The sequence below is a fragment of the Streptomyces colwelliae genome, from assembly GCF_048158785.1.
In the GTDB taxonomy this organism is placed as follows: Bacteria; Actinomycetota; Actinomycetes; order Streptomycetales; family Streptomycetaceae; genus Streptomyces.
Genome location: NZ_JBLTJC010000147.1, coordinates 1 through 24,156 on the forward strand (window position 1 = coordinate 1; position 24,156 = coordinate 24,156).

Here is a 24,156-nt window from a genome sequence, read left to right on the forward strand (position 1 = left end):
GCGGTGCGCCGTTCTGCGAGGAGTGCCGGTGGAACTTCCTCACGAACACGGCGACCTCGTACACCCCGGCGGCCCCGCGCCCGTCGGCACCCGGCCCCGGCCCCGGCCCGAGCCCAGCGGCCCGCTTCCAGCAGCAGCCGCCCGGCCAGTCGTACGGCGGTGACTCGTACGAGTACCAGGGGTCGCGGCCGTCGCAGATGAACCGGCCGGCGGAGCCCATACCCCCGTTCGGCAATGAACCGACGACGGGGCGTCCTGGGGCGCCCGTGGGGTCTGGTGGACCTGGGGCTCCCGGTGGACCGGGTGGATCCGGTGGCCCTGGTGGGCCTGGTGGCCCGAACGGTCCCGGTGGCTTCGGTGGCGAGCGGCAGGGTGGCCAGGGCTCGCAAGGCTTCGGCAATGAGCGGCAAGGCGGACCCGGCGGCGGTCCTGGTGGGCCCGGCCCGCAGGGCTTCGGCGGCGAACGCCAAGGCGGTCCCGGTGGGCCCGGTGGCCAGGGCTCGCAGGGCTTCGGTGGTGAGCGGCAGGGCAGCCCCGGCGGTCCTGGCGGCCCCGGCTCGCAGGCCTTCGGCGGTGAACGCCAGGGTGGTCCCGGTGGGCCTGGTGGTCCCGGTGGCCAGGGCTCGCAAGGCTTTGGCGGCGAGCGGCAGGGCGGCCCTGGTGGCCCTGGCTCGCAGGGGTTCGGCAACGAGCGGCAAGGCGGACCCGGCAGCGGTCCCGGCGGACCTGGCGGCCCCGGTTCGCAGGCCTTCGGCGGTGAGCGTCAGGGCGGCGGTCCCTCTCCCTTCGGCAACAACGACCCGTCCGGCCCGCCGCGGCCGTTCGGCAACGAGCCGTCGAACCCGCCCGCGCCCTTCGGCAACGAGGCGTCCGGCCGGCCCGGCCCGTTCGGCAACGAGCAATCCCCCGGTCCCGGCGGCCAGTTCGGCAACGAGCGGCCCGGCCAGGGCGAGTTCGGCGGCGGTCGTCCCGGCGCCTTCGGCGGCGAGCGGCAGGGTCAGCCCGGACCGTTCGGCAACGAGCCCTCGAACCCGCAGGGTCCCTCGGGCTTCGGCCCCGACCCCTCGCGGCCGGTCCCGCCGCCGCCCGGACCGACGCCCCCCGCGGGCCCCGGTGGGACCAGCGGCGCTCCGCAGGCGTTCCAGCAGTCCGCACCGCCGGCCCCGCCCGGGTTCCCGCAGGAGACGAACCGTCCGCAGCAGGGCGGCTCGCCCTTCGGCGGCGGTGACGACGACTGGGTGATCTCCCCGCCGACCCCCGGCTCCCCGGGCGGTCCCGGCGGTCCTGGCGGTCCCGGTCAGGGCGGTGGCGGCTACGGCTATCCGCAGCCCGGTTCGACGCAGGCCCCGCCCCCGCCCCGTCCGGCGTACCAGCAGCAGCCGACGACGTGGCTGGCGACGATCGGCCCGGACCGCGACTACTTCCTGGCGATGATGCAGCGCTCGGGCCCGGAGGCCGCGGGTCTCAACCTGCCCGCGTACTCCCCCGAGCAGCAGCGCCAGCTCACCGGCAACCAGATCACCATCGGCCGCCGTCGCCACTCCACCGGCGAGTCCCCCGACATCGATCTGTCGGTGCCGCCGGAGGATCCGGGTGTCTCGCATCAGCACGCGGTGCTGGTGCAGCAGCCGGACGGCAGTTGGGCGGTTGTCGACCAGAACTCGACGAACGGTACGACGGTCAATGGCGGCGAGGAGCCTATCCAGCCGTTCGTGCCGGTGCCGTTGCAGGATGGGGATCGGGTGCACGTTGGGGCTTGGACGACGATCACGGTTCGGCGGGGTTAAGTACCGAGCGGGTCTGTTGTTGTCTGCGGCGCCGTCGTGGCTGGTCGCGCAGTTCCCCGCGCCCCTTGCAGGGGCGTTGCAGTTACCGGAGAGGCCATGTGTACCGGCCCTCCGGAGTGACCAGCCATGCCCATGCCTGCTCCCCGGCGAGCGTGATGCCGTAGCGCTCGCGACCGGGTCTCCCCTCGCGTTCCCACAAATCCCGGGCCTCCCCCGGATCGAGCGTGCCGTGGGTGAGGGTCAGCAGGAAGCGGAGTAGTTCGTGGTCGCCGGGGCGGTGTGGGATCTCGGGCGGTGAGGTGGGTTCGGTACCGCGCAGGGGGACGAAGTACGCGGCCGTGTGCAGGAAGGTGCCCTCGGCATGGTCCGCGTCCCGGACCGTGAGGGCGATCAGGCCGGTGGCCAGGGGGGCCAGGATGCGGGCGCCGGGGCTGCACTGGGCGGGCCAGGCTCGCGGGATCGACGTCAGGGCGCAGGTCGCGACGATCCGGTCGTAGGGGCCGTGTTCGGGGACGCCGCGGGTGCCGTCGCCGGTGACGACGGTCGGGCGGTACCCGGCGTCGGCGAGGTGGGTGCGCGCGGACTCGGTGATCTCCGGTTCCAGGTCGACGGTGGTCACCAGGTCGTCGCCGAGCCGGTGGGCGAGCAGCGCCGCGTTGTAACCGGTGCCGGCGCCGATCTCCAGCACCCGGTCGCCGTCCGTCACCCGCAGCTCGGCCAACATCCGCGCCATCAGCGAGGGTTGACTGCTGGACGACACCAACTCCCCGTCCCGCAACCGCGTGGCGAGCGGTACGTCGGCGTAGGCCCCGCGCAGCCAGCGCTCCCGCGCACACGGGTCGGGGCTGCCCCTCCACACCCGCTCATGTCCGTGTCCGTCCGCGGCGCCGGCGTAGTAGTACGGCACGAACAGATGCCGCGGCACCGCCTCGAACACCGCCCGCCACCCGGGGTCCGCGTCCCAGGCGCCGCTCCGCGCGATCGCCCGCACCAGTTCCGCCCGCGCGGAGACGGCGACGGCGTCCAGGTCCTTGTCGAGAGCGTGTGCGCTCATACGTCCACTGTCCTGCGGCGGCGGCCGGGAGGCGAGCGGTCCTAAGTCCGAAGTCCTCCGCCACCCCGTCTGAGACCATGGGAGCGTGAAAGAGATTCGGCGCGGCACGCTTCAGGAGCAGACCTTCTACGAGCAGGTCGGCGGGGAGGAGACCTTCCGCCGCCTCGTGCACCGTTTCTACGAGGGTGTCGCCGAGGACCCGCTGCTCAGGGCGATGTACCCGGAGGAGGACCTGGGCCCGGCCGAGGAGCGCTTCGCCCTCTTCCTGATGCAGTACTGGGGCGGCCCGACGACGTACAGCGACAACCGCGGCCACCCGCGTCTGCGCATGCGCCACGCGCCCTTCCAGGTCGACCAGGCCGCGCACGACGCGTGGCTGAGCCACATGCGGGTCGCCGTCGACGAGCTCGGACTGTCCGAGGAGCACGAGCACACGCTGTGGAACTACCTGACGTACGCGGCCGCTTCGATGGTGAACACGGCCGGCTGAACACGGCGACCGGACACGGTCGGCTGACCACCGTTCACTGAACGTCGGATTCCGGTCGTACGGCGCCGTTATCCGGTCACGATCCGGTCAAGCAGTAGTCGCAAACGGTTACTCACCGCCGGTCCCCTCTGGCAGCATCGCCGGGGAAGATCCGGACGACGGCGGGGGGCCGGGTGGGGTTCGTCCTGGTGCGTGCGCGGGCGCACCGTCTGTTGCTGGCCGCCGCGCTGCTCACCGTCCTGCTGACCACGGCAGTCCTCACGACGCTCATCGCCTACTCGGGCGCGATCGGCGACGCGGCGCTCCAGCACTCCCTGAACGACGCCCGCAACGCCTCCGACACCTCCCTGATCGTCAAGGCCGACGTCCCGCCCGCCGACCGCCCGGCCGCCGACACCGCCGTACGGAAGGCCGCCGGGAGGACGTTCGACGGGCTGCCGGTGACGGTGCGGACGCTGAAGCGGTCGGGGCCGTACGCGCTGCCGCGTTCGCTCCAGCCGCGTGCCGAGCGGTCCGGGGACCCGGATCTCACCTACTTCGGGGCGCTGGACCGGACGCAGGTGCGGCTGGTGGCGGGGCGGTTCCCGCGGGCGGCCGGCCCGGGGGACATCGAGGTCGCGCTGCCGCGCACCGCCGCCGAGGGCCTCGGTGTGAAACCCGGTACCCGCCTCACCCTCGCGAACCGGCTCAGCGGCCCCGCGGCGCACATCCTCGTCACCGGCGTCTACCGGCCCGCCGTCGCGAGCGCCGCCTACTGGCTCCTCGACGACCTGCGCGGCCGCGGCCTGAGCACGGCCGGTTTCACGACCTACGGTCCGCTGCTCACCGATTCCACGAGCCTCGCCGGGTTGAGCGCCGGGCCGTCCGCGTGGCTCGCGTCGGCCGACTTCTCCACGGTGACGACCGGGCGGATCGGCGCGCTGCGCGAGGCGGCCGGCACGGGCGGCGCGTCACTGCGCGGGGCAAGCGTGATGAGCGGGACGACCGCCGCGACGACCTCGTTGCCGGACGTACTGGACCGGCTCGACCGCTCGTTGCTCGTCTCCCGCTCCACGCTGCTGATCGTCGCGCTCCAGCTCGCCCTGCTCGCGGGCTACGCGCTGCTGCTCGTGGCCCGGCTGCTGAGCGCCGAACGGGCGGGCGAGAGCCGGTTGTTGCGGGCGCGCGGCGGTTCACGGGCGCGGATCGCCGGTCTGTCGGCGGCGGAGGCGCTGCTGCTCGCCGTACCGGCGACGGCGGTTGCGCCGCTGCTGGCGGGACCGCTCACCGAACTGCTGGCCGGGCACGGCGCGTTGGCGCGGATCGGACTGCACCTGGACACCCCGGCGGGCGGCCGGGCGGGGGTGTGGCTGGTCGCCGCGGCCGTGGCCCTGGGCTGCGCGCTCGCGGTGACACTCCCCGCGCTCACGTCCTCCTTCGCGGGCGGCCGCACCCGCGCGCTGCCCGCTCCGCTGCGCGCGGGCGCGGACCTCGGCCTGCTGGTCGTGGCCGGGGTCGCCTACTGGCAGCTGAACCGGCAGACCTCGGGTGCCGTCAGCACCGACAACTCCGGGACCCTGGGCATCGATCCGCTGCTGGTCGCGGCCCCGGCGCTCGCCCTGCTCGCGGGCACGGTCCTGACGCTACGGCTGCTGCCGCCGGTGGCACGGCTCGCCGAGCGCCGGGCCACCGCCGGGCGGGGGCTGCCGCTGGCGCTGGCGGGCTGGCAGTTCAGCCGCCGTCCGATGCGCGGCGCCGGGCCGGTCCTGCTGCTCGTGCTCGCCCTGGCGCTGGGCATGCTCGCCATCGGGCAGAGCGCCTCCTGGAACCGCTCGCAGAGCGACCAGGCCGACTTCCAGGCCGGGGTGCCGGTGCGCGTACTGGCCACCGGGGAAGGCGGGTTGGGCCGCACGGAGACCTACGCGAACCTCCCGCGCGTACGGGAGGCCGCCCCCGCCGTCCGCACCTCCCAGTCCCTCTCGGGCGACCGCACGGCGACCGTGCTCGCGCTGGACACGGCCCACGTGTCGGACGCGGTGCTGATGCGCCAAGACCTGGCGTCGGGCCGTCCCGTGGGCCCGCTGCTGGCCGGCCTGGGGCCGAGGGGAACCACGGCGGGCACCGAAATCCCGGCGGGAACAACGGAGTTCACCCTGCGTGCGGGCATCGGCGGGACGGGCCCGAGGACCACGGTCGAGGTCACGGCCACGGTCGAGGACCGCTACGGCACCCCGTACCAGGAACCGCTCGGCCAACTCCCCACCGACGGACGGCAGTACGACCTGAAGGCGGACGTCTCCGCGTCACCCGGCCCGCTGATCATCACCGGACTGCAACTCGACATGCCCCAGCCCGGCGAGCACTCCTCCCGGCACCGGCTCACGGTCAGCGGGGTGAGCGCCACGGACGCCGGGGGAAAGGTCCGGCCGCTGCGGCTGCCAGCCGCCTGGACGGGGCGTGCCTCGGCCAGCGAGTCGTACGGCACGCTCTCCAACCCGCCCACCCCGAAGGTGAGTTCGGCGAAGCCGCTGACCGTCGACTACGGCACGGGATACATCCCGGGCAAGGACATCTGGACGGTCTCCGCCGTCACGGTGCGGCTGCGGGTCGCGCAGCCCCCGGCGCCGGAGATCACGGCCGTCGCCACCGACCGCTTCCTGACCTCGGCGGGCGCCCGCACCGGACAGCGGGTGCAGGTGACGCTCGGCGGGGAGAACCTGCCGGTGCGGATCGTGGCGGCGGTGCGGGGACTGCCGACGACAGGTGATGTCGCGGAGGGCGACGGCGGTGCGCTGCTGGTCGATCTCCGGTCCGTGAACCGGGTGTTGGGGACGCGCTTCGTCGATGGCGTCACGCCCACCGAGTGGTGGCTGGGGACGGCGCCGGGCGACGCGCCGGATGTGGCCGCGGCGGTGCGCGCCCTGCCCGACGTCGATCCCGGGGAGGTCGTGGTGCGGGAGGAGATCGCCCAGGAGCTGCGCGACGACCCGTTCGGCGCCGGCCCCGAGGCCGCGTTCGCCGCGGCGGCCCTGGTGGCGGCGGCGCTCGCGGCGGTCGGGTTCGCGGTGAGCGCGGCGGGCTCGTTGCGGGAGCGCGGAGCCGAGTTCGCCGTGCTGCGCGCGCTGGGCGCCCCGCGCCGCCAGCTGGCCCGGATGGTCGCCGCCGAGCAGGGCGTGCTGGTCGCCCTGGCCCTCGTGGTGGGCGTGGCGCTGGGGACCGTACTGACCCGGGCGGTGATCCCGCTGATCGTCCTCACCGCCCAGGCCACCCGCCCGGTCCCGCGTGTCCTGGTCGAACTGCCCGTCGCACGGGTGGCGTTGCTGCTCGTGGCGGTGACGGTGAGCCCCCTGATCGTCACGGCGACGCTGGCACTACGACGGACCGACCCGGCGACCTCGCTCCGCGAGGAAGGAGGCGAGTGACATGAACTCCGCTCACGTCTCCGCGACCGCCCCCTGGATCCGCACCCGCCTGCGCGCCGCCCCCGGTGCCGCCTGGGCGCTGGCGTTGCTCGTGGCGGTGACCGCCTGTCTGGCCGCGGCGTTCCCGCGCGCTCTCGACCGGTACGAGGACGCCGGGCTGCGGGACTCCGCCGGACGGGCGGGACCCGCCCGGACCTCCATCCAACTCTCGGACACACAGCCGGACTTGATGCTCCCGCAGGATCAGCGCGAGGCCGACCTGCGCCCCGACGCGCTGCGCACGCGGTACGACCGTGTCCGCGGCGTGGTCGGCCGTCCCCTCGTCATCGACCCCGCCCAGTCCGCGTACGGCGTGCGCCCCGCCGACAACCCCGTCGTGCCGGACGCGTGGATACCGCGCCCGAACGGCCTGCCCGCGCAGGTCTATCTCGCCACCCAGAGCGACCTCGCCGGGCACGCGACCGTACGGGAGGGCCGGTTGCCGCGCACCTCGGGCCAAGTCACCTCACAGACCCCCGAGATCGAGGCCACAGTCACCGCCGCGACCGCCGACAGCCTGCACATCAAGGTGGGTTCGGTCATCCATGTACCCGGCGAGGGCCGCGCCCCGCTCGCCGTCCGCATCACCGGCATCCTCACCCCGCGCGACCCCGCCGGCGCCTACTGGTCGACCCAGCCGCTGCTGCGCACCCCGACCCTGGTCGTCCTGCCGACGCCGGAGCAGCCCAAGTACTGGCTCGGCGCACTGCTGTTGGCCCAGGACGCGGCCCCCGCCCTCCTCGGCACCGGAGCGAAGCCGGGCCCGTACTGGCAGTTGGCCCCCGACACGGCCACCCTGCACGCCCGCGACCTGACCGGCCTGAAGACCGCCGTCGCCGCACTCGAATCGGGCCCCGGCCTCCAACAGGTCCGCAGTTACACCACCCCCGACACCGACCTGAGCACCGGCCTCGACGACGTGCTCGCGACCTTCGGCGAACTCCGCTCCGGCATCCGCCCGTTGACCGCCGTCGCGGCCTTCGGCACCGGCACGGTCGCCGTCGTCGTGCTGCTCATGGCGGGCGGTCTCACCGCGGACCGCCGCCGCACCGAACTCGCCCTGCTCCGCGCCCGGGGCGCCTCCCTGCGCGGCCTCACCGCCCGCCTGTTCGCCGAGACGGCCGTGACAGCCGTACCGGCAGGCGCACTCGGCCTGACCGCCGCGCTGCTCACCATCCCCGAGGGCCGCCGCTCCTACGCCGTCGCCGCCGCCCTCGCGGTCACCCTCACCGCGTCCGCCGCACTCCCCGTACGCGCCGCGCTCACCCATCGGACCGTGCGCCTGCACGGCCCGCGCGAGGACGTGACGACCGTCCGCCCGTCCCGGCGCCGCACGGTCGCCGAACTCACCCTGCTGGTAGTGGCGTCCGGCGCGGTGGAGGCCCTGCGCAGACACGGCACGTCGGGCTCGGCGGGCGATCAACTGGTCGCGCTGGCACCGGTGTTGGTCGGGGTGATCGCCGCACTGGTCCTGGTCCGGGTCTATCCGCTGCTGCTGCGCCGACTGGCCCGCCCGGCCGGTCGACTGCGGGGCGTGGTGGGCCATCTGTCGCTGGCCCGAGCGGGCCGCACCTCCGTCTCCGCGGTGCTGCCGCTGCTCGCCCTGCTCACCGCGCTGACCACGGCCGCGTTCGGCGGCTCGGTACTGGCGGGCGTGAGCGACGCACGCGACCACGCGGCACTGCTCGCCGTCGGAGCGGACGCCCGCCTCGACGCGACCGCCCCTCTGCCGGCCGAACTGCCCGACAGGGTAAGGCGGTTGCCGGGGGTGCGCGGGCTCGCCGAGGTGAGCGTCACGGACCAGGCCAAGCCGAGGGACGGGCTGGAGGCGGTGCCGCTCGTGGGCGTGGACCCCGGCAGCTACGCGGAGTTGACGGGACGGACAGGCGTGGGGGCCTTCTCCGAACGCCGGTTGAAGCACCCCACGGGTTCCGTGCTCCCGGCCCTCGCCTCCCCCTCCGTGGCGACCGCCTACGGCACCCGCCCCTTCCTCGTACGGCTGCCGGACACCAGCGCCGTCACCGTGCGGATCGTGCTCGTCCGGGACGCGACCCCGGCCGTCGCCGGTGCCGACTTCCTGGTCGTGGACCGCGCCGGACTGTCCGGTACGGCGGCCCGGCCGACCTCGCTGCTGGTGACCGGCGACCGGGTGAGCGGGGCCGCGCTGCGCAAGGCGGCCGGTTCCTCGGCCGGTGTGACGGTGCGGGCCGAGGAACGCGCCCGGTACGTCGACTCGCCCCTCCAGTCCGGCGCCGAGCGCATCTACACGGCGGCGGTGCTGGCGGGCGCCGGTTATGCCGTCCTGGCCCTGCTCCTCTCCCTCCTGCGCGCGGCCCCGGAACGCGCCGCCCTGCTGGCCCGGCTCCGCACGATGGGCCTCACGCGAGCGCAGGGCCGCCGTCTGCTGGTGCTGGAGTCCCTGCCCCAGGCCCTGTTGGCGGCGGCGGGCGGCACGCTCACCGGCTGGGCGACGATCCGTCTGCTCGCCCCGGGCTTCGACCTGACGTCGGTGGCACTGGCCTCGGCACAGAGTCCGGTCGGGGAGGCCCGGCTGAGAATCGATCCGGTGTCACTGGCCGTCCCCGCGATCGGGGTGCTGCTGGTGGCGGTGGGCGTCGCGGTGGTGCAGGCGTGGTGGTCCGGACGGCGGGGCTCCGTACGGGAGTTGAGGGCGGGGGACGCGCGGTGAGCCGTAGAGAAGGCGTTCATGGACAAGGCGTGTGTGAAGAAGGCTTTCGCCGAGCAGTCGGCTGTGACCGAGGAGAGCGTCGATGACCACGAACCCCACCCTCGCCGACCTGGCCACCCGCGCCACCGAGAGCCGCAACCGGCCCGCCTACGGGCATGACGCGCTCATCACCTGTGACCGGCTGGTCCGTATCTTCACCACGGACGGGGTCGAGGTGCAGGCGTTGCAGGGGCTCGATCTCCTGGTCAGGGAGGGCGAGTTGATGGCCCTGGTGGGGGCTTCGGGCAGTGGCAAGTCGACGCTGATGAACATCCTCGCCGGGCTGGACACACCCACCGCCGGTGCGGCCCGGGTCGCCGGCCGGGATCTGCTCACGATGACCGCCAAGGACCGGCTCGCCTACCGTCGTGAGGTCGTCGGCTTCGTCTGGCAGCAGACCTCCCGCAACCTGCTCCCCTATCTGACGGCCGCTCAGAACATCGCCCTGCCCATGCAGTTGTCCGGCAGGCGCTCCGGGCGCCGCGCGAAGGCCGAACGCGCGCTGGAACTCCTGGAGTTGCTGGAGGTCGCCGACTGCCGTGACCGGCGCCCGCGGGAGATGTCGGGCGGCCAGCAGCAGCGGGTGGCGATCGGGGTGGCCCTCGCCAACGCCCCGGCCGTGCTGCTCGCCGACGAACCCACCGGCGAACTCGACTCGCACACCGCCGAGCAGGTCTTCGCCGCGTTCCGCACCGCGAACGAGCAGTTGGGCACCACCATCGTGATCGTCACCCACGACCAGGCGGTCGCCGCCGAGGTCCGCCGCACGGTCGCCATCCGCGACGGCCGGACCTCCACCGAGGTCCTGCGGCGCAGCCAGGTCGACGCGACGACGGGCCACGAGACCGTCGTGGCGAGGGAGTACGCCATGCTGGACCGGGCGGGCCGGCTCCAACTCCCCGCCGAATACACGGAAGCCCTGGACATGCGCGACCGTGTGGCCCTGGAGCTGGAGGCGGACCACATCGGCGTCTGGCCGGACGACAGCGAGCAGCAGTGACGGACGGCGGGCTCAGCGCACGCTGACGCCCAGTGCCCCAAGTCCCGCCCTGCGTACGGCGATCGAGCCGTACGGCGTGCGCAGTCGCAGCCACGCGCCCGACGAGAAGAGGCCCGACTCGCCGCCGGGACGCAGGAATCCGAGCGACTGTGCCGCGTGGACCGCGCGGACCGGCAGCGAGGTGTCGCCGACCGTGCGGGACCAGATCTCCCGCCCGATGCGGTCGAGTTCGGCGCGCGTACGGGTCTCGGGGGTCAACTCCTGCGTACGGGACCGGAATTCGGCGATCCCGGCCGCGATCATCGCGCTCAGTGCCTGCGGGCCCGGCAGTCCGGGCTCGGGGGTCCAGCCGCGGCGCGGTGGCAGCACCCCGGCCCACGGCGGGCCGGTCACCGCGGCCGGTACCCCGGCCGTGGCTGCCGACTCGTCGAGGGATTCGAGGAGTTCACCGGCGGAGACGGTCACGTCGAGGGTGGCGTCGAGGCCGTTCTCGTACGGCTTGGCGAGGCGTACCGCGCGGATGGCGAGGACCTCGAAGGACGGTGGCCGGCCGAAGACGGCGAGGGCCGTGCCGGCCGCCTGGAGGCGGACCGCGGCGCCGCGGTCGTAGTGGAGCAGCCGGGAGAGGAAGGCCGCGAAATCCGCCGCCTCCCCTTCGTCGGCGAGGTGGAGGACCGTCATGCGGCGACGGCCTCGTCCTCGGCGTCGTCCCGGTATTCCTCCAGGAACTCCCGCTCCTCGGCGGTGATCCGGCGCGGTCGCTGCGTCTCGAAGTCGAACGGGACGACGACCGTGGAGGCCCGGACGTAGATCTGGTCGCCGTCCTTCACCTCGTAAGTGATGGTGAAGGACGCCGCCCTGATCTCGGTGATCCACAGCTCGATGTCCACCGGTGTGTGCCGGTGGACGAGCTGGCGTTTGTAGTCGATCTCGTGGCGCGACACCACCGACCCCTGCTTGAAGTCCTTCTCCGGGCGGAACAGGAAGTCGATACGGGCTTCCTCCAGGTAGCGGAGGAAGACCACGTTGTTCACGTGGCCGTACGCGTCCATGTCCGCCCAGCGCAGTGGGCAACGGTAGATGTGGCGCAAGAAGATCAGCCCCGGGTCAGCTTCTTGTAGGTGGCGCGGTGCGGACGCGCCGCGTCAGCACCGAGTCGCTCGACCTTGTTCTTCTCGTACGACTCGAAGTTGCCCTCGAACCAGTACCACTTCGACTCGCCCTCGTACGCGAGGATGTGCGTCGCGACCCGGTCCAGGAACCAGCGGTCGTGGGAGATGACCACGGCCGCACCGGGGAACTCGAGCAGCGCGTTCTCCAGCGACGACAGGGTCTCCACGTCGAGGTCGTTGGTGGGCTCGTCGAGGAGCAGCAGGTTGCCGCCCTCCTTGAGGGTCAGCGCCAGGTTCAGGCGGTTGCGCTCACCACCGGAGAGGACACCGGCCGGCTTCTGCTGGTCCGGGCCCTTGAAGCCGAAGGCGGACACATAGGCCCGCGACGGCATCTCGACCTGGCCGACGTTGATGTAGTCGAGCTCGTCGGAGACGACGGCCCACAGCGACTTCTTGGGGTCGATGTTGGCGCGGCTCTGGTCGACGTAACTGATCTTGACGGTGTCGCCGACCTTGATGGAGCCGGAGTCCGGGGTCTCAAGGCCCTGGATCATCTTGAACAGCGTGGTCTTGCCCGCGCCGTTGGGACCGATGACCCCGACGATGCCGTTACGCGGCAGCGTGAAGCTCAGGTCGTCGATGAGGACCTTGTCGCCGAACGCCTTGGACAGGCTCTGGACCTCTACGACGATCGAGCCCAGACGCGGGCCCGGCGGGATCTGGATCTCCTCGAAGTCCAGCTTCCGCATCTTGTCGGCCTCGGCTGCCATCTCCTCGTAACGGGCGAGGCGCGCCTTGGACTTGGTCTGACGGCCCTTGGCGTTGGAGCGAACCCACTCCAACTCCTCCTTGAGCCGCTTCTGGCGCTTCTCGTCCTTGCGGCCCTCGACCTTGAGGCGGGTGGACTTCTTGTCGAGGTACGTGGAGTAGTTGCCCTCGTAGGGAATCGCACGGCCGCGGTCCAGTTCGAGGATCCACTCGGCGACGTTGTTCAGGAAGTACCGGTCGTGAGTCACGGCGACGACGGCGCCCGCGTACTTCGTGAGGTGCTGCTCCAGCCAGTTCACCGACTCGGCGTCGAGGTGGTTGGTGGGCTCGTCGAGGAGGAGCAGGTCCGGGGCCTCGATCAGCAGCTTGCAGAGCGCGACGCGGCGCTTCTCACCGCCGGAGAGGTTGACGACCGGCCAGTCGCCGGGCGGGCAGCCCAGCGCGTCCATGGCCTGCTCCAGCTGCCCGTCGAGGTCCCAGGCGTTGGCGTGGTCCAGGTCTTCCTGGAGCTTGCCCATCTCGTCCATCAGGGCGTCCGAGTAGTCGGTCGCCATCAGCTCGGCGACCTCGTTGAAGCGGTTGAGCTTGCCCATGATCTCGGCGGCGCCGTCCTGGACGTTCTCCAGGACCGTCTTGGTCTCGTCCAGCTCCGGCTCCTGCATGAGGATGCCGACGCTGAAACCGGGCGTCAGGAACGCGTCGCCGTTCGAGGGCTGCTCAAGGCCCGCCATGATCTTGAGAACGGTGGACTTACCGGCACCGTTCGGCCCGACCACCCCGATCTTCGCGCCGGGCAGGAAGCTCAGCGTCACGTCGTCAAGGATGACCTTGTCGCCGTGCGCCTTGCGCGTCTTGCGCATGGTGTAGATGTACTCAGCCAAGAGAAACCGTCCGGCAGCTTGAAATCTGGAGTGGGCAGATGTAGTCCATCTTGCCTGAGGTCCACGCTTGGGTGGTAACTCGTTTGGCCGGGGGGCTGTGAGCTGGGGTTCCGCCGGTGCCCTGTCTCACCACCCGCAGTCGATGTCGGTCATGCCTCCTCGGATCACCGGATCGGTACTCGTACCGCTGATCAGCAGCAGGCCCCCGTCCGGCCCCCAGGTCACTTTGTACGTGCCGTCGGCGACGGGCCGGTACCCGTCGTCGACCACCCAGGAGCCCGCCTCGCCCCAGGCCAGGCCGGTGCGCCCCACCGCGTACGCCTCACCGTTGCCGATCATGAGGAACGACGTCTCCCGCACTACGGCCTCGCAGCCGCCCGGTCCCGTGGGGCGCAGCACGTAGTACCGCGCCTCCAGCGCCAGGTCTGCCAGCGCCCCTCCTACGACGCCGAACGCCGCCACGACGATCAGCACCCTGCTCACCAGCCCCGCCCACCACCTGGCCCGCGCCCCCAGGGGCCGCAGGGTCTCCGCCCGGCGGGCCGCCCGGAGGAAGGTCCGCCACAGGACGAGCGCGAGCACCAGGAGAACCCCGCTCACCCCCCAGCCGGGGACCACGTGCCCCCACACCACCAGCAGGGGGTCGCTCCAGCTCGCCAGGGCCGCGAGAGCCAGGCTCCCTACACCCGCCGCCGTCGAGGCACCGGGCGACAGGCCCTCGCCCTGCTGTATCCGTGCTTCGGTCATGGCGGGTACGACTCGCCGAAGGCACCGACAGTTGCGCCGGGAGCCGGAACTCCGCCGGGGGGGGCGGTGTTTCCTCAGCCCTGGCCGGGCCTGCGGTCCCGCAGCAGGACGAGGGTCGTGGCGCCGATGCCGACCAGACCGAGGGCGACGACCGTGATCATCGGGGTGATGCCGGAGCCGCCCGTCTCGGCGAGGTTCGTGTCGACGGTGGTGCCGCCCACCGTCGCGGGGCTCGGCTCGCTGAGCGTCTGCGTCACGTCACCGCCCGCGTCGCTCTGCGTCCGGCAGTCGAGGACCCCGGTGAACCGCTTCTCGTATCCGTTCGGCGCCGTGATCGTGAAGTCGTACGCCTGGTCCTCCTGGAGCGGGATCGTCACCGTCGTGGACTTCCCGGCGTCGATGCCGTGCTCGACGCCCATCAGCTCGAAGGTGAACGTCTCGTCGCCCTGGTTGGCCGCGGTGATGTCCAGGCCGCCCTCGGCGCAGTTCTTCTGTGCCGACAGTGCCGGTATGGCACCGGTCTCCGCCCAGTTCGCGCTCGCGGCCGCGGCGACCGTCGACTCGCTGGAACCGGCGAGGATCTGCGTCTGGCTTCTGCTCTCGGAGGTGAAGGCCCGGCCGACGGGCACGGTGGTGGAGGCCTGCACGGTCAGGTCGGCCGACCCGGCCCCCGCGTCCTCGGGCACGTCGAAGAACACCTGGCTGCCGTCCGCCGCGGACGTGACGACCTTGCCGTCCTTGTCGACGATCCGCACCCCGGTCGTGGCGGCGTCCGCGGGCGGTGTGACCGTCACCCCGTTCGCGTTGGTGTGCACGGTCACCGGGCCGAGCCGCTCGCCGGGGTGGCCGGACACGGCGGGCGGGTCGAGGGTCAGCGAGGCCTTCGGCTCCGCCACGTTCCGCGCGCTCTTCTCCAGATAGTCCGCGAGCTTCTCCGCCTGCGGGTCGACCGCGTCGACGTCGGCGCCGTCCGAGTAGCGCCAGATGGCCACCTGGGTGCCGGCCGCGGCGTCACTCTCGGTCAGGCCCTTGGTGCCGGCCTTCGCGGAGAGCGCCGCCAGGTCGTTCACCTGCGGGTAGGAGTGCCGCAGGATCCAACTGATCTTTCCGGCGCTCTTGTTGGCGCCCAGCGACGTGCCGCTCCACGCGGTCTCGTGGTACTTGGCGTCCCGCTGGGTGGGGTTGCGGAGATCGACGCAGTACGTCTGGAGGGTGCCGCCGCCGTCCACGGACATCTCGAACAGGCCCGCGGAGACCTGCGTGTCGCCCCCGTCCTCGTGGATCACGGCCGCGCCGTACGTCTTGAGCCCGCCTATGGTCGCCGTGGCCCCGCCCTGGGTCTGCGGTGTCTCGTCGGCGACGGCCGGGCCGGCGCCGGCCAGCACTCCGGCGGCGACGAGTCCGCACGCCCAGGTCGCGGCGACGAAGCGCACGGCGCCTCGCCCGCGCAGGGACAGCGCGGAGAACACAGACAAAGCAGATGACACGGAATTCCCCTTCGAGCAGGACCCGTCGACGTGAGGGCGTGGTCCCACCAGCAGAATCAAAGCGCCGGGAGCTGTGCCCGGCATCCTAGGGACGCGCGCGCACCGCCTTCTCCGGTCGGGTCGTCCGATAACCGATCCGACTCGGAATCGTTATCCCCAAGATCACCCGCGAGCAGGGCTTATCGACAAATCCACCGGGTCTTTCGGAGCGCATTCATCGATAAGCCGCAGTTCGATCAGCTCGGGGCATTCACTGACATCACGTCACCACAAGAGGTTCTGCCTGGTGTTGGTCGGCGGAATCCGCGTGGGTGATGGAATCGGCGGCCGAATCCCCGGCCGGCGTCTCCCAGTTGGGCTCGGGCCGGGGCGGAGAGCCCGCCGTCTCCTGCTTGTTGGCCCGGCGGAAGGCCGAGGTGCCGCGCGCCAGGTCGTGGCCGATCGCCACCGCGTCGATGTCCGCCGAGGACCAGCTCGGCTGTCCCTCGCGCACTTCCGTCCGCACCTTCAGCCGGCCCTGGACGACGACGGGGTCGCCGACCGACAGCGACGCCGCCACGTTCGTGGCCAGTTGGCGGTTGGCCCACACCGTGAAGAAGTTGGTGTGACCGTCCGTCCACACGCTCTTCTCGCGGTCGAAGTAACGCGCGGTCACCGCCAGCCGGAACCGCGCCGACGGTCCCGTCGCCAGATCCCGGTACATCGGCTGGGTCGCCACATTGCCGACCGCGCACACCATCGTCTCGTTCATCGCATGTCCCTCCCTGACCCGGCCCCGTGGGACCGGGCGGAAACGCGTACGGGCCCGTCCCGTACGGCTGCAGTCAGACTGCCTCCGCCGAGCCGGGCCCGCTGAGCGCTGTGGACCACCGCCCACCTGTGGAAAACCTCGTCACCCGGACGAGGGAACGACGTCCGGACCCAGGTTCACCCGGCCCCGACGCCCGCCCCCGTGACCCGCGCGTACTGCTCCCGCACCTCCCGGTACCGCAACAGCTCCGCGGCCAGCGGATCGAGCACCCGCGCCCGTCCGCATCCCGCCGCGGCCTCCCGCAGTCGCCGCTCGGCGTCGAGGCCGTAGCGCCGGGCGGGGCCGCGGGCCGCCAGCCGGCAGCTCCACTCGACGAGCGGGCCGCCGATGATGCCGGCCACCATCAGCAGCACCGGCACGCCCAGGTTCGGTGCCATGAACCCGATGATCTGGCCCAACAGCCAGAGCCCGCCGACGACTTGGAGGATCGTCATGGACGCCTGCGCGAGTACGGCCGCCGGCCACCAGCCCGGCCGCGGCGGCCGCCCCACGGGCAGCCCGGCCCGCGCGGCCAGCTCGTCCAGCGCCTCGGGCAACCCCTGCGCCCCGCGTACGGCCGCCTCGCGCACCGCCTGCGCCCACGGCGCCGGGAGCCCGCCGGAGGCCCGGTCGGCGACCGTACGGACCGCCTGTTCGACGCGCTGGCGTGCCGTGGCCTCCTCGTCCGCCTGCGCGCGGACCGGCAGCCGGCCGGTGACGGGTTCGCGCCGGTCGTTGTACCAGCGCCACAGCCGCAGCCAGGGCGTGCCGCAGGCGCGGTTGGCGTTGCGCAGCCACGCGCGTTCGGCGGCCTCGCCCGCCGCGGTGGCCCCCACCGAGTCCGCGAGGCGCGCGGCGAACTCGTCCCGCGCCTCCTCGCTGAGCCCGGTGCGCCGCCCGGTGGCGTAGACGGGCCGCAGCCGCCACGCCGCCGCGTCCACATCGGCTGAAATTCGCCGTGCGGCGGCTCCACGATCCCCCACGAACTGGCCCAGAACCTCGCGCAGTTCCGGGATGCCGTCCCCGGTGAGCGCGGACAGGGAGAGCACGGTCGCGCCGGGTTCGCCGTACTCCCCCAGGGCGATCCCGTCCTCGTCGAGCAGTCGCCGCAGATCGTCGAGGACCTGGTCGGCGGCCTCTCCGGGGAGCCGGTCGATCTGGTTGAGGACGACGAACATGACCTCCGCGTGGCCCGCCATCGGCCGCAGATAGCGCTCATGGAGGATCGCGTCGGCGTACTTCTCCGGGTCGACGACCCAGATGACCGCGTCCACGAGCGCCAGGACCCGGTCCACCTGCTCGCGGTGCGCCACGGCCGCCGAGTCGTGGTCGGGCAGGTCCACCAGGACGAGGCCGCGCAGTTGGGCCTCCATCTCGGCGCTCTGGAGGGGGCGCCGGCGCAGTCGTCCCGGGATGCCGAGCCGGTCGATGAGGGTGGCCGCGCCGTCGCTCCAGCTGCACGCGATGGGCGCGGCGGTGGTGGGCCGTCGTACGCCCGTCTCCGAAATGGCCACTCCGGCGAGCGCGTTGAAGAGCTGGGACTTGCCGCTGCCGGTGGCGCCCGCGATGGCGACCACGGTGTGCTGCCCGGAGAGCCTGCGCCGCGCGGCCGCCTCGTCGAGCACCCGGCCCGCCTCCGCGAGGGTCCCGCTGTCGAGCCGGGTGCGGGAGAGCCCCACGAGTTCGCGCAACGCGTCGAGACGGGACCGTAGCGGCCCGTCGTACGCCAACGGGGCGGGGACATGGGCGGCTTGTGCGGCGTGCGCGCTGTGCGCCTGCGCCCGGGAGGCCCTGATCTCCACGGCGGCGGCCTGCTGCGCCGCCGTGGTCTCGTTGACCCGCCGCGCGATCAGCCCGTCGTCCCAGGCGCCGGTCGTTTCCTCGGGGTCCGCCGGGTCCGCGGACGCCTTGGATTCCGTACGGCCCGAGGTGTCGGCGTCGGCCGGCACACGCGCGTGGTCGTCGGCGTCCTCCAGGTCACCCGCTTCCTCCGCGTCCTCTACGGGAGGGGGGTTTTCGGGTCGCTCGTCCTTGGCGTCCGCGTCCCGGCCGTCGTCCCCGTGATCGGCGTGATCGGTGTGATCGGCGTGGTCGGTGTGGTCCATCTCGTCCGTGTGGTCCTGGTCAGTGACGGCAGTCACCGGTCACCTCTCCTTCTGCAGTACGGACAGCGCGGCGATGAGTTCGGCCTGGGGTTCGGGGTGCACGTCGAGGGCGTCGAGCGGGGCGAGCCGTCGTTCGCGCTCGGTGTGCACGACCCGGTCCAGGTGGTCGTTGAGCAGCCGCCCGGCGCGGTCGCGCAGCCGCAACGCGCCGTGGGCGCCGATCCGTTCGGCGAGCCCCTCGCCCGCGGACCGCGCCCTGCGGCCGCCCAGCAGCGCGGTGGCGACCAGGGCGGCGACCACCTCGGGATCCGGCGCGATGCTCCGGTCGAGGTCGGCGATCTCCTCCTCGGCGTACTCCTCCAGCTCGCGCCGCCACCGCCGTACGGCCATCCCGATGCGGTGCTCGGCGCTCTCCAGGGACGGATCGCGGTCGGTGAGTTCCGGGGCGCCGGCGGCCGGTTCGCGCCGCCAGGCGTCGTCCACGCGTTCGTCGGCGGCCGTGACGGAGCACAGGAGGAGCGCGGCGAGGCTCTCCGCGAGGGCGTCGAGCAGTTCACCGGCCGAGCAGTCGAGCGGGAAGGCGCGCCAGCGCTTCAACGCGTCCCCGGCGAGCACCGCCCCGGCCTGCAACCGCCCCCGCACACGCGCGTGCTCGCTGTCGTACGCCCCGTCGACGGCGACCGTGAGCCGTAGCGCGGCCGCGTACTGGGCGGCGGCAGCGCTGGCCAGTTCGGGCATCCGGGACTTGAGCGAGTCGAGGACGCCGTAGGCCGTACGCGCCATCGCCTCCTGCCGGGCGCCCGGGTCCTGGGCCTGCTGCACGAGCCAACTCCGCAGTGGGGCAACGGCACTGGCCGGAAGCAGCCCCCCACCCCAGGCGGATTCGGGCAGTTCGGGCACCGTGAAGCGGGGTACGTCGCCGAGGCCGGCCTTGGCGAGCAGGGCGCCGTACTGCCGTGACACCTCGGAGACCACCTGGTGGGGCACCCGGTCGAGGACGGTGACCAGGGTGGCGTTGTGCTCCTTGGCGGTGCGCAGCAGATGCCAGGGCACCGCGTCGGCGTAGCGGGCGGCCGTGGTGACCATGACCCAGATGTCGGCCGCGCAGATCAGTTCGGCGGCCACCACCCGGTTGTCGGCCACCAGGGAGTCGATGTCGGGCGCGTCCAGGAGGGCGACCCCGCGCGGGAGGGTGTCGGCGGTCTCGATCCGCAGCACACGCATGCCGTCCTCACCGGGGAGGAGCAACTCGTCCCCCGGGTCCTGATGGGGCACCCACACGCGCGTGAGGTCGGGCAGCACCCGCATGCCGCTGAACCAGTGATGGTCCTCCGGGTGGCAGACGAGCACCGGTGTGCGGGTCGTCGGCCGCAGTACGCCGGCCTCGCTGACCCGGCGCCCGACAAGGGAGTTGACGAGCGTCGACTTCCCCGCACCCGTGGAACCGCCGACCACGGCCAGCAGGGGTGCTTCGGGTTCTTTCAGGCGGGGCACCAGATAGTCGTCGAGCTGGGCGAGCAGTTCGTCGCGGTTGGCACGCGCGCGTGGAGCCCCCGCCAGGGGCAGCGGGAAGCGTGCGGCGGCGACACGGTCGCGCAGGGCGGAGAGTGCGTCGAGCAGCTGAGGCCGTACGTCCAAGGTCACCACATGTGAAGAATGCCCAATTTTGGGGGAATTCTGAAGCATATGAGCACGCCTGCGCGCCGACAGAACACAACGGACGGAAGGGATGACTGGGGCATGGGCACAGTCCAGGCATAACGAGTGCACAACACCCGTGGCGCCGGACACCAAAAGCGATGCACGATTCGTACCTGCCTGCGATTATCAGGACCGCTTCACTGAACCTCCACATCGAGCCACGGAGGTGAAGCAACAGGGACAAGGACCCGGGAGCCCTATCCTTGTCCCCGGCAACGTCACGGACCGGCCCACACCCGGGCACACCACGACCGAGGCCACACACCCGGCCCCCGTAGCTCAGTGGATAGAGCAGGCGCCTTCTAAGCGCTTGGCCGCAGGTTCGAGTCCTGCCGGGGGCGCGCAGCCATATTCCGCGTTTCCGCAGTTCAGGCAGTCTTCACCAGTCGGCGCTCAGCTCGCGCACGCCGGTGGGAGCGCGGCGGAGCAGGCCTAGGTCGAACTGGGCCGTGCGGACCGCCGGTTGGCCGACCCGGTCCGCGTCGCAGGCGGTGACATCCGCGACATTCGCCGTGCCAGGACGCTGCCCCCCGAGGAACTCGGCCGGCGCCTCCCGATCGCATGTCGACTCAGGTCGGCCGGTTGCTCCGGCGCCGGTTCACATCGCGGCCCGAATCCTGTTCCCGCGTTGCCGATTCCTCATCCGGCGAACGGACTTCGGGCATCACAGCCGGCAGGCGTGCATGGCGGTGGTCAGGATCGCCCGTGCCCCCAGCTCGTAGAGGCCGTCCATGATCCGCTGTGCCTCCTTCCCCGGGACCATCGCGCGGACGGCCACCCAGCCCTCCGTGTGCAGCGGCGACACGGTCGGCGACTCCAGCCCTGGGGTGAGGGCGATCGCCCGTTCCAGCTGCCCGGCGCGGCAGTGGTAGTCCATCATCACGTAGGCACGGGCGATGAGGACGCCCTGGAGGCGGCGGACGAACTGCCGTACGGACGGGTCGGAAGCGTCCGCGCCCGCGCGGCGGACGACGATCGCCTCCGACGTCGTGATCGGCTCGCCGACGACCGCCAGGCCCGCGTTCCGCAGACTGGCACCGGTCTCGACGACGTCGGCGATCACCTGGGCGACACCGAGTTCGATCGCCGTCTCCACCGCCCCGTCGAGATGGACGACGGAGGCGACCACCCCCTGGTCGGCCAAGTGCTTGGCGACGATGCCCTCGTACGACGTGGCGATGGTCAGGCCGTCGAAGTCGGCGATCTCCCGCGCGGTGCCCGGCCGGGCCGCGTACCGGAAGATCGAGCGGGCGAAGCCGAGCGGCAGGATCTCCTCGGCGTTGGTGCCCGCGTCCAGCAGCAGGTCGCGGCCGGTGATGCCGAGGTCCAGCCGGCCGGACGAGACATAGATCGCGATGTCCCGGGGCCGTAGGTAGAAGAACTCGACGTCGTTCTCGGGGTCGACGAGGACCAGCTGTTTGCCGTCCTTGCGCTGTTGGTAGCCGGCCTCGTGCAGGATCTGGGCGGCGGGCCCGGACAGGGAGCCCTTGTTGGGGACGGCGATGCGCAGCATGGGCCGGTCTCCTTCACGTGAAAAACGACGGACGACGGACGAGGGGCGAGGGACGACGGGGATGGGGGACAACGGGGGTGCGGGACAACAGGGATGAGGGACGACGGGCCCGCAGAGCTATCCGCCCAGTGTCAGTACCGCCGACGACTCCGCGCCGCTCGACGCGTTGATCGCCGACCCCGGCCGCACCGGGGCCTGGCGCATGAAGACGCCGGCGAAACGGCCGCCGAACACCAGCGGTGCCAGCACCACTTCGCGTCCGCCGGACGGCCTGACGCCCGGCACCCCGACCACGGACGGCCGCACCCGTTCCTGAAGCACATGGCGCTCGCGCGGGTCCGCGAGCCGTTCCCGCAGCTCCGCCGCCCAGGCCCGGTCGTCCTCGGCCAGGAAGCCGAAGGCCAGGTCCTTGCCGCCGTAGGCCGAGGCGGGCTTGCAGAGCAGCCGCTCGCGTCCCTCGACCGCGCGGTCGAGGGTCTCCGGCCGCAAACGGAAGGTCTCCGGCACGTACGTCCGGACGAGGGCCCGTTCCTCGTCGGTCAGCAGGCCCTGGAACCCGGGGTCGTGGAGCAGGGCCAGGTTCGCCTTGTTGTCGTGGAGCGCGGCGGCGGGCGAGCCGATGAAGTCCAGCTTCCCGGCCGTGTCGAGCTCCATCAGCGCACGGGTCAGCGCGGGCGGAACGAAGTTCTTCGTCTCGTGCCAGGTGTACGCGGTGAAGACGGCGTCCACCCGCCGGCCCCGGAAGTGGGCCCCGTCGTCGGTGAGTTCCAGCTCGGTGATCAGCCCGCAGCTGATGTCGTGGCCCGCGGAGCGGATCATGTCGACGAAGAACCGGCGGCCGCCGTCGAGGTCCGCCGGGTTGGCGGTGGCCTCGAAGACGTGCAGCGGCCCGTCGCCGCGCGCCCGGGTGAGCCCGGCGAAGACGTCGAGCCACACCCGCGCCGTGTCGGGGCCGTCCAGCCGCAGTCCGCGCCCGGCGAGGAAGGCGGCGTACCGCGAGTCGCGGGTCGCGCCGGTGTACGGGGCGAGCGTGCTGAGTCCGCCCAGTGAGGCGGCCACGTTCAGTTCGACGAGCTTCAGTCCCGCGTCGGTGACGACAAGGTCGGGCCGCATGAAGGCGGTGGCGACCCGGCGCAGCCGGGGCCGGTCCAGCGCCTCGGCCATCAGGGCCGCGTCCTCGTCCGGCAGGCCGAGGTAGCCGGCCCACGCCGCCAGGTCGTCCCCGAAGACGCGGCGCGGGAAGCCCGAGATCAGTTCGGCGAGCCGCACCCCGACCGTCTCGACCGTGCGTGCCGCCTCGGCGGTGAAGGCGTGCGGCGGGTACTGGTGGCGCCAGACGGGCCGGCGCAGCCGCTCGGTGAACCACTCCCGGTCGGTCTCGGCGGCGGGCGTCGCCGCGAACTCGTCCCAGGCCGCGAGGGCGCGCGGCTCCAGCCAGGACCACGCGCCGGGCCCGGCCGCCCGGCCCTCGACGGCACCGGCGTGCGTGACGACCCCGCTCATGACAGCTTCCCCGCGGTCCGCAGCGCCGCGAGCACGGTGTTGACGGCCTCCGAGGACCTGTCCTCGCCGGTCGCCCGGTAGTGGTAGCTCAGCCCGCCCGGGTTCACCATGTTGACCTCGATGACGTACGGGAACGCCAGGTCGATGCCCGAGTAGAAGATCCCGAGGTCCGTCATCCGCTTGCCCAGCGCGCGGACGAACTCGTCCTCCTCCGGGGTGAGTTCGAGGGCGGCGAAGCCCGCGCCCAGGGTGGCGTTGGACCGGTGGTCGTTCTCCGGGTGGAAGCGCAGGAACCCGGAGACGGGGACGTCGCCCGCGAGGATGACCCGCTTCTCGTTGGTACGGATGTTGGGGATGTACTCCTGGACCGCGGTGTGCCGCTTGGCCATGCCGATGACGTCACGGCCGTAACGCCCGTAGCGGGACGCCGCGTTGCCGGTGGCGTTGGCGAGCAGGGCCGAACGGTTGCGGTCGCCCTTGTTGACGACGAACACGTCCGCCCCGCAGCCGCCGTTGGTCGGCTTCACGACCCAGGAGCGGTCGCCGTCGGCCTCGACGAGCCTGTTGAGCTGGTCGAAGTCGTTCGAGACGTACGAGACCGGGAGGTGCTCGGCTGGGACCACGGCACCCAGGTTGATCTTGGTGTTCAGGTAGAACAGCGCGGACGCGTCGTTGACGAACGGCACCCGCTGGTTGAGCAGCCACAGCAGCTGGAAGGAGTCGGTGCCCGACTCCGGGTGCGTGCCGGCCAGGACCCACACGAGGTCGAACTCCTCGGCGGACGCGTACGGCAGGCTCAGCTCGGGGAAGCTGCCGCCGCTGGTGAACTCCTCGCTCAGCCGCACCCGGTCGCAGACGACGACGGAGTCGTGCACGCTCAGGGTGTCGATGTCACCGATGTGCACCTCGTGGCCCTCACGGTGGAGGGCACTGGGAATGATCGAGTGGTTGTTCAGCTCGAAGGTGGACGCCCCGGAGACCAGGACCAGGATCTTGTACGGCAACGGATGCACCTTGTTCCTGTCTCTTATACACATCGGACGCTTCCGA

The 24,156-nt window shown here is 72.4% G+C and carries 17 protein-coding genes and 1 tRNA gene; 6 read left to right on the forward strand and 12 right to left on the reverse strand.

The features are described from left to right. Nucleotides 1-1,787 (forward strand): FHA domain-containing protein (locus ACNFOC_RS27650; RefSeq protein ID WP_416961797.1); only part of this gene is annotated, 1,787 nt, incomplete at its 5' end. An 82-nt stretch (nt 1,788-1,869) separates the two neighbouring features. Here ACNFOC_RS27650 and ACNFOC_RS27655 read toward each other — a convergent pair. Further along, the gene (locus ACNFOC_RS27655; RefSeq protein ID WP_416961798.1) at nt 1,870-2,841 is read right to left on the reverse strand and encodes a methyltransferase domain-containing protein; all 972 of its coding nucleotides are present in this window, start codon (nt 2,839-2,841) and stop codon (nt 1,870-1,872) included. An 85-nt stretch (nt 2,842-2,926) separates the two neighbouring features. Here ACNFOC_RS27655 and ACNFOC_RS27660 point away from each other — a divergent pair, with 85 nt between their 5' ends. From ACNFOC_RS27660 to ACNFOC_RS27675, 4 genes are all read left to right on the forward strand, one after another. Then, entirely contained in the window at nt 2,927-3,331 is a 405-nt protein-coding gene (locus tag ACNFOC_RS27660; protein ID WP_416961799.1) for a globin, read from the forward strand. A 173-nt stretch (nt 3,332-3,504) separates the two neighbouring features. After that, the gene (locus tag ACNFOC_RS27665) at nt 3,505-6,732 is read left to right on the forward strand and encodes an ABC transporter permease (RefSeq protein WP_416961800.1); all 3,228 of its coding nucleotides are present in this window, start codon (nt 3,505-3,507) and stop codon (nt 6,730-6,732) included. A 1-nt stretch (nt 6,733) separates the two neighbouring features. Then, the gene (locus ACNFOC_RS27670) at nt 6,734-9,460 is read left to right on the forward strand and encodes an FtsX-like permease family protein (RefSeq protein WP_416961801.1); all 2,727 of its coding nucleotides are present in this window, start codon (nt 6,734-6,736) and stop codon (nt 9,458-9,460) included. Between the two features lie 82 nt (nt 9,461-9,542). Further along, nucleotides 9,543-10,499 carry an ABC transporter ATP-binding protein gene (locus tag ACNFOC_RS27675; RefSeq protein ID WP_416961802.1) on the forward strand — a complete coding sequence of 319 codons (957 nt, stop codon included), beginning with the start codon at nt 9,543-9,545 and terminating at the stop codon, nt 10,497-10,499. A gap of 12 nt (nt 10,500-10,511) precedes the next feature. Here ACNFOC_RS27675 and ACNFOC_RS27680 read toward each other — a convergent pair whose 3' ends face one another. The 8 genes from ACNFOC_RS27680 to ACNFOC_RS27715 all read right to left on the reverse strand — a co-directional run bounded on the left by ACNFOC_RS27680 (nt 10,512) and on the right by ACNFOC_RS27715 (nt 20,036). Beyond that, entirely contained in the window at nt 10,512-11,180 is a 669-nt protein-coding gene (locus ACNFOC_RS27680; RefSeq protein WP_416961803.1) for a DUF8185 domain-containing protein, read from the reverse strand. Next, nucleotides 11,177-11,590 (reverse strand): acyl-CoA thioesterase, encoded by a 414-nt coding sequence (locus tag ACNFOC_RS27685; protein ID WP_416961804.1) that lies wholly within the window; start codon nt 11,588-11,590, stop codon nt 11,177-11,179. Before ACNFOC_RS27685 ends, ACNFOC_RS27680 begins: the two co-directional genes overlap by 4 nt. Nucleotides 11,591-11,595: 5 nt before the next feature. After that, nucleotides 11,596-13,260: an energy-dependent translational throttle protein EttA gene (ettA, locus tag ACNFOC_RS27690; protein WP_416961805.1), complete on the reverse strand. Its 1,665-nt coding sequence runs from the start codon at nt 13,258-13,260 to the stop codon at nt 11,596-11,598. A 126-nt stretch (nt 13,261-13,386) separates the two neighbouring features. Next, nucleotides 13,387-14,007, reverse strand: a complete 621-nt coding sequence (locus ACNFOC_RS27695; protein ID WP_416961806.1) for a hypothetical protein — start codon at nt 14,005-14,007, stop codon at nt 13,387-13,389. 74 nt (nt 14,008-14,081) lie between these two features. Next, nucleotides 14,082-15,494 carry a Cys-Gln thioester bond-forming surface protein gene (locus ACNFOC_RS27700; RefSeq protein WP_416961807.1) on the reverse strand — a complete coding sequence of 471 codons (1,413 nt, stop codon included), beginning with the start codon at nt 15,492-15,494 and terminating at the stop codon, nt 14,082-14,084. Between the two features lie 259 nt (nt 15,495-15,753). Then, nucleotides 15,754-16,245: a single-stranded DNA-binding protein gene (locus ACNFOC_RS27705; protein WP_416961808.1), complete on the reverse strand. Its 492-nt coding sequence runs from the start codon at nt 16,243-16,245 to the stop codon at nt 15,754-15,756. 176 nt (nt 16,246-16,421) lie between these two features. Continuing rightward, nucleotides 16,422-18,425, reverse strand: coding sequence for a GTPase (locus tag ACNFOC_RS27710; protein ID WP_416961809.1), 2,004 nt, complete (start codon nt 18,423-18,425; stop codon nt 16,422-16,424). 3 nt (nt 18,426-18,428) lie between these two features. Continuing rightward, nucleotides 18,429-20,036 carry a dynamin family protein gene (locus ACNFOC_RS27715; protein ID WP_416961810.1) on the reverse strand — a complete coding sequence of 536 codons (1,608 nt, stop codon included), beginning with the start codon at nt 20,034-20,036 and terminating at the stop codon, nt 18,429-18,431. Between the two features lie 322 nt (nt 20,037-20,358). On the opposite strand from ACNFOC_RS27715, the gene ACNFOC_RS27720 reads away from it, so the two are divergent. Continuing rightward, a tRNA-Arg gene (locus ACNFOC_RS27720) sits at nt 20,359-20,431 on the forward strand. Between the two features lie 323 nt (nt 20,432-20,754). On the opposite strand, the gene hisG is transcribed toward ACNFOC_RS27720, so the two are convergent. From hisG to ACNFOC_RS27735, 3 genes are all read right to left on the reverse strand, one after another. Then, nucleotides 20,755-21,603: an ATP phosphoribosyltransferase gene (hisG, locus tag ACNFOC_RS27725; protein WP_416961811.1), complete on the reverse strand. Its 849-nt coding sequence runs from the start codon at nt 21,601-21,603 to the stop codon at nt 20,755-20,757. A gap of 117 nt (nt 21,604-21,720) precedes the next feature. After that, a complete protein-coding gene (locus tag ACNFOC_RS27730) occupies nt 21,721-23,106 on the reverse strand; it encodes a hypothetical protein (RefSeq protein WP_416961812.1) in 1,386 nt (461 codons plus the stop codon). Beyond that, on the reverse strand, nt 23,103-24,156 hold a 1,054-nt coding region (locus ACNFOC_RS27735), incomplete at its 5' end, for an ATP-grasp domain-containing protein (protein ID WP_416961813.1). The genes ACNFOC_RS27735 and ACNFOC_RS27730, both read right to left, overlap by 4 nt.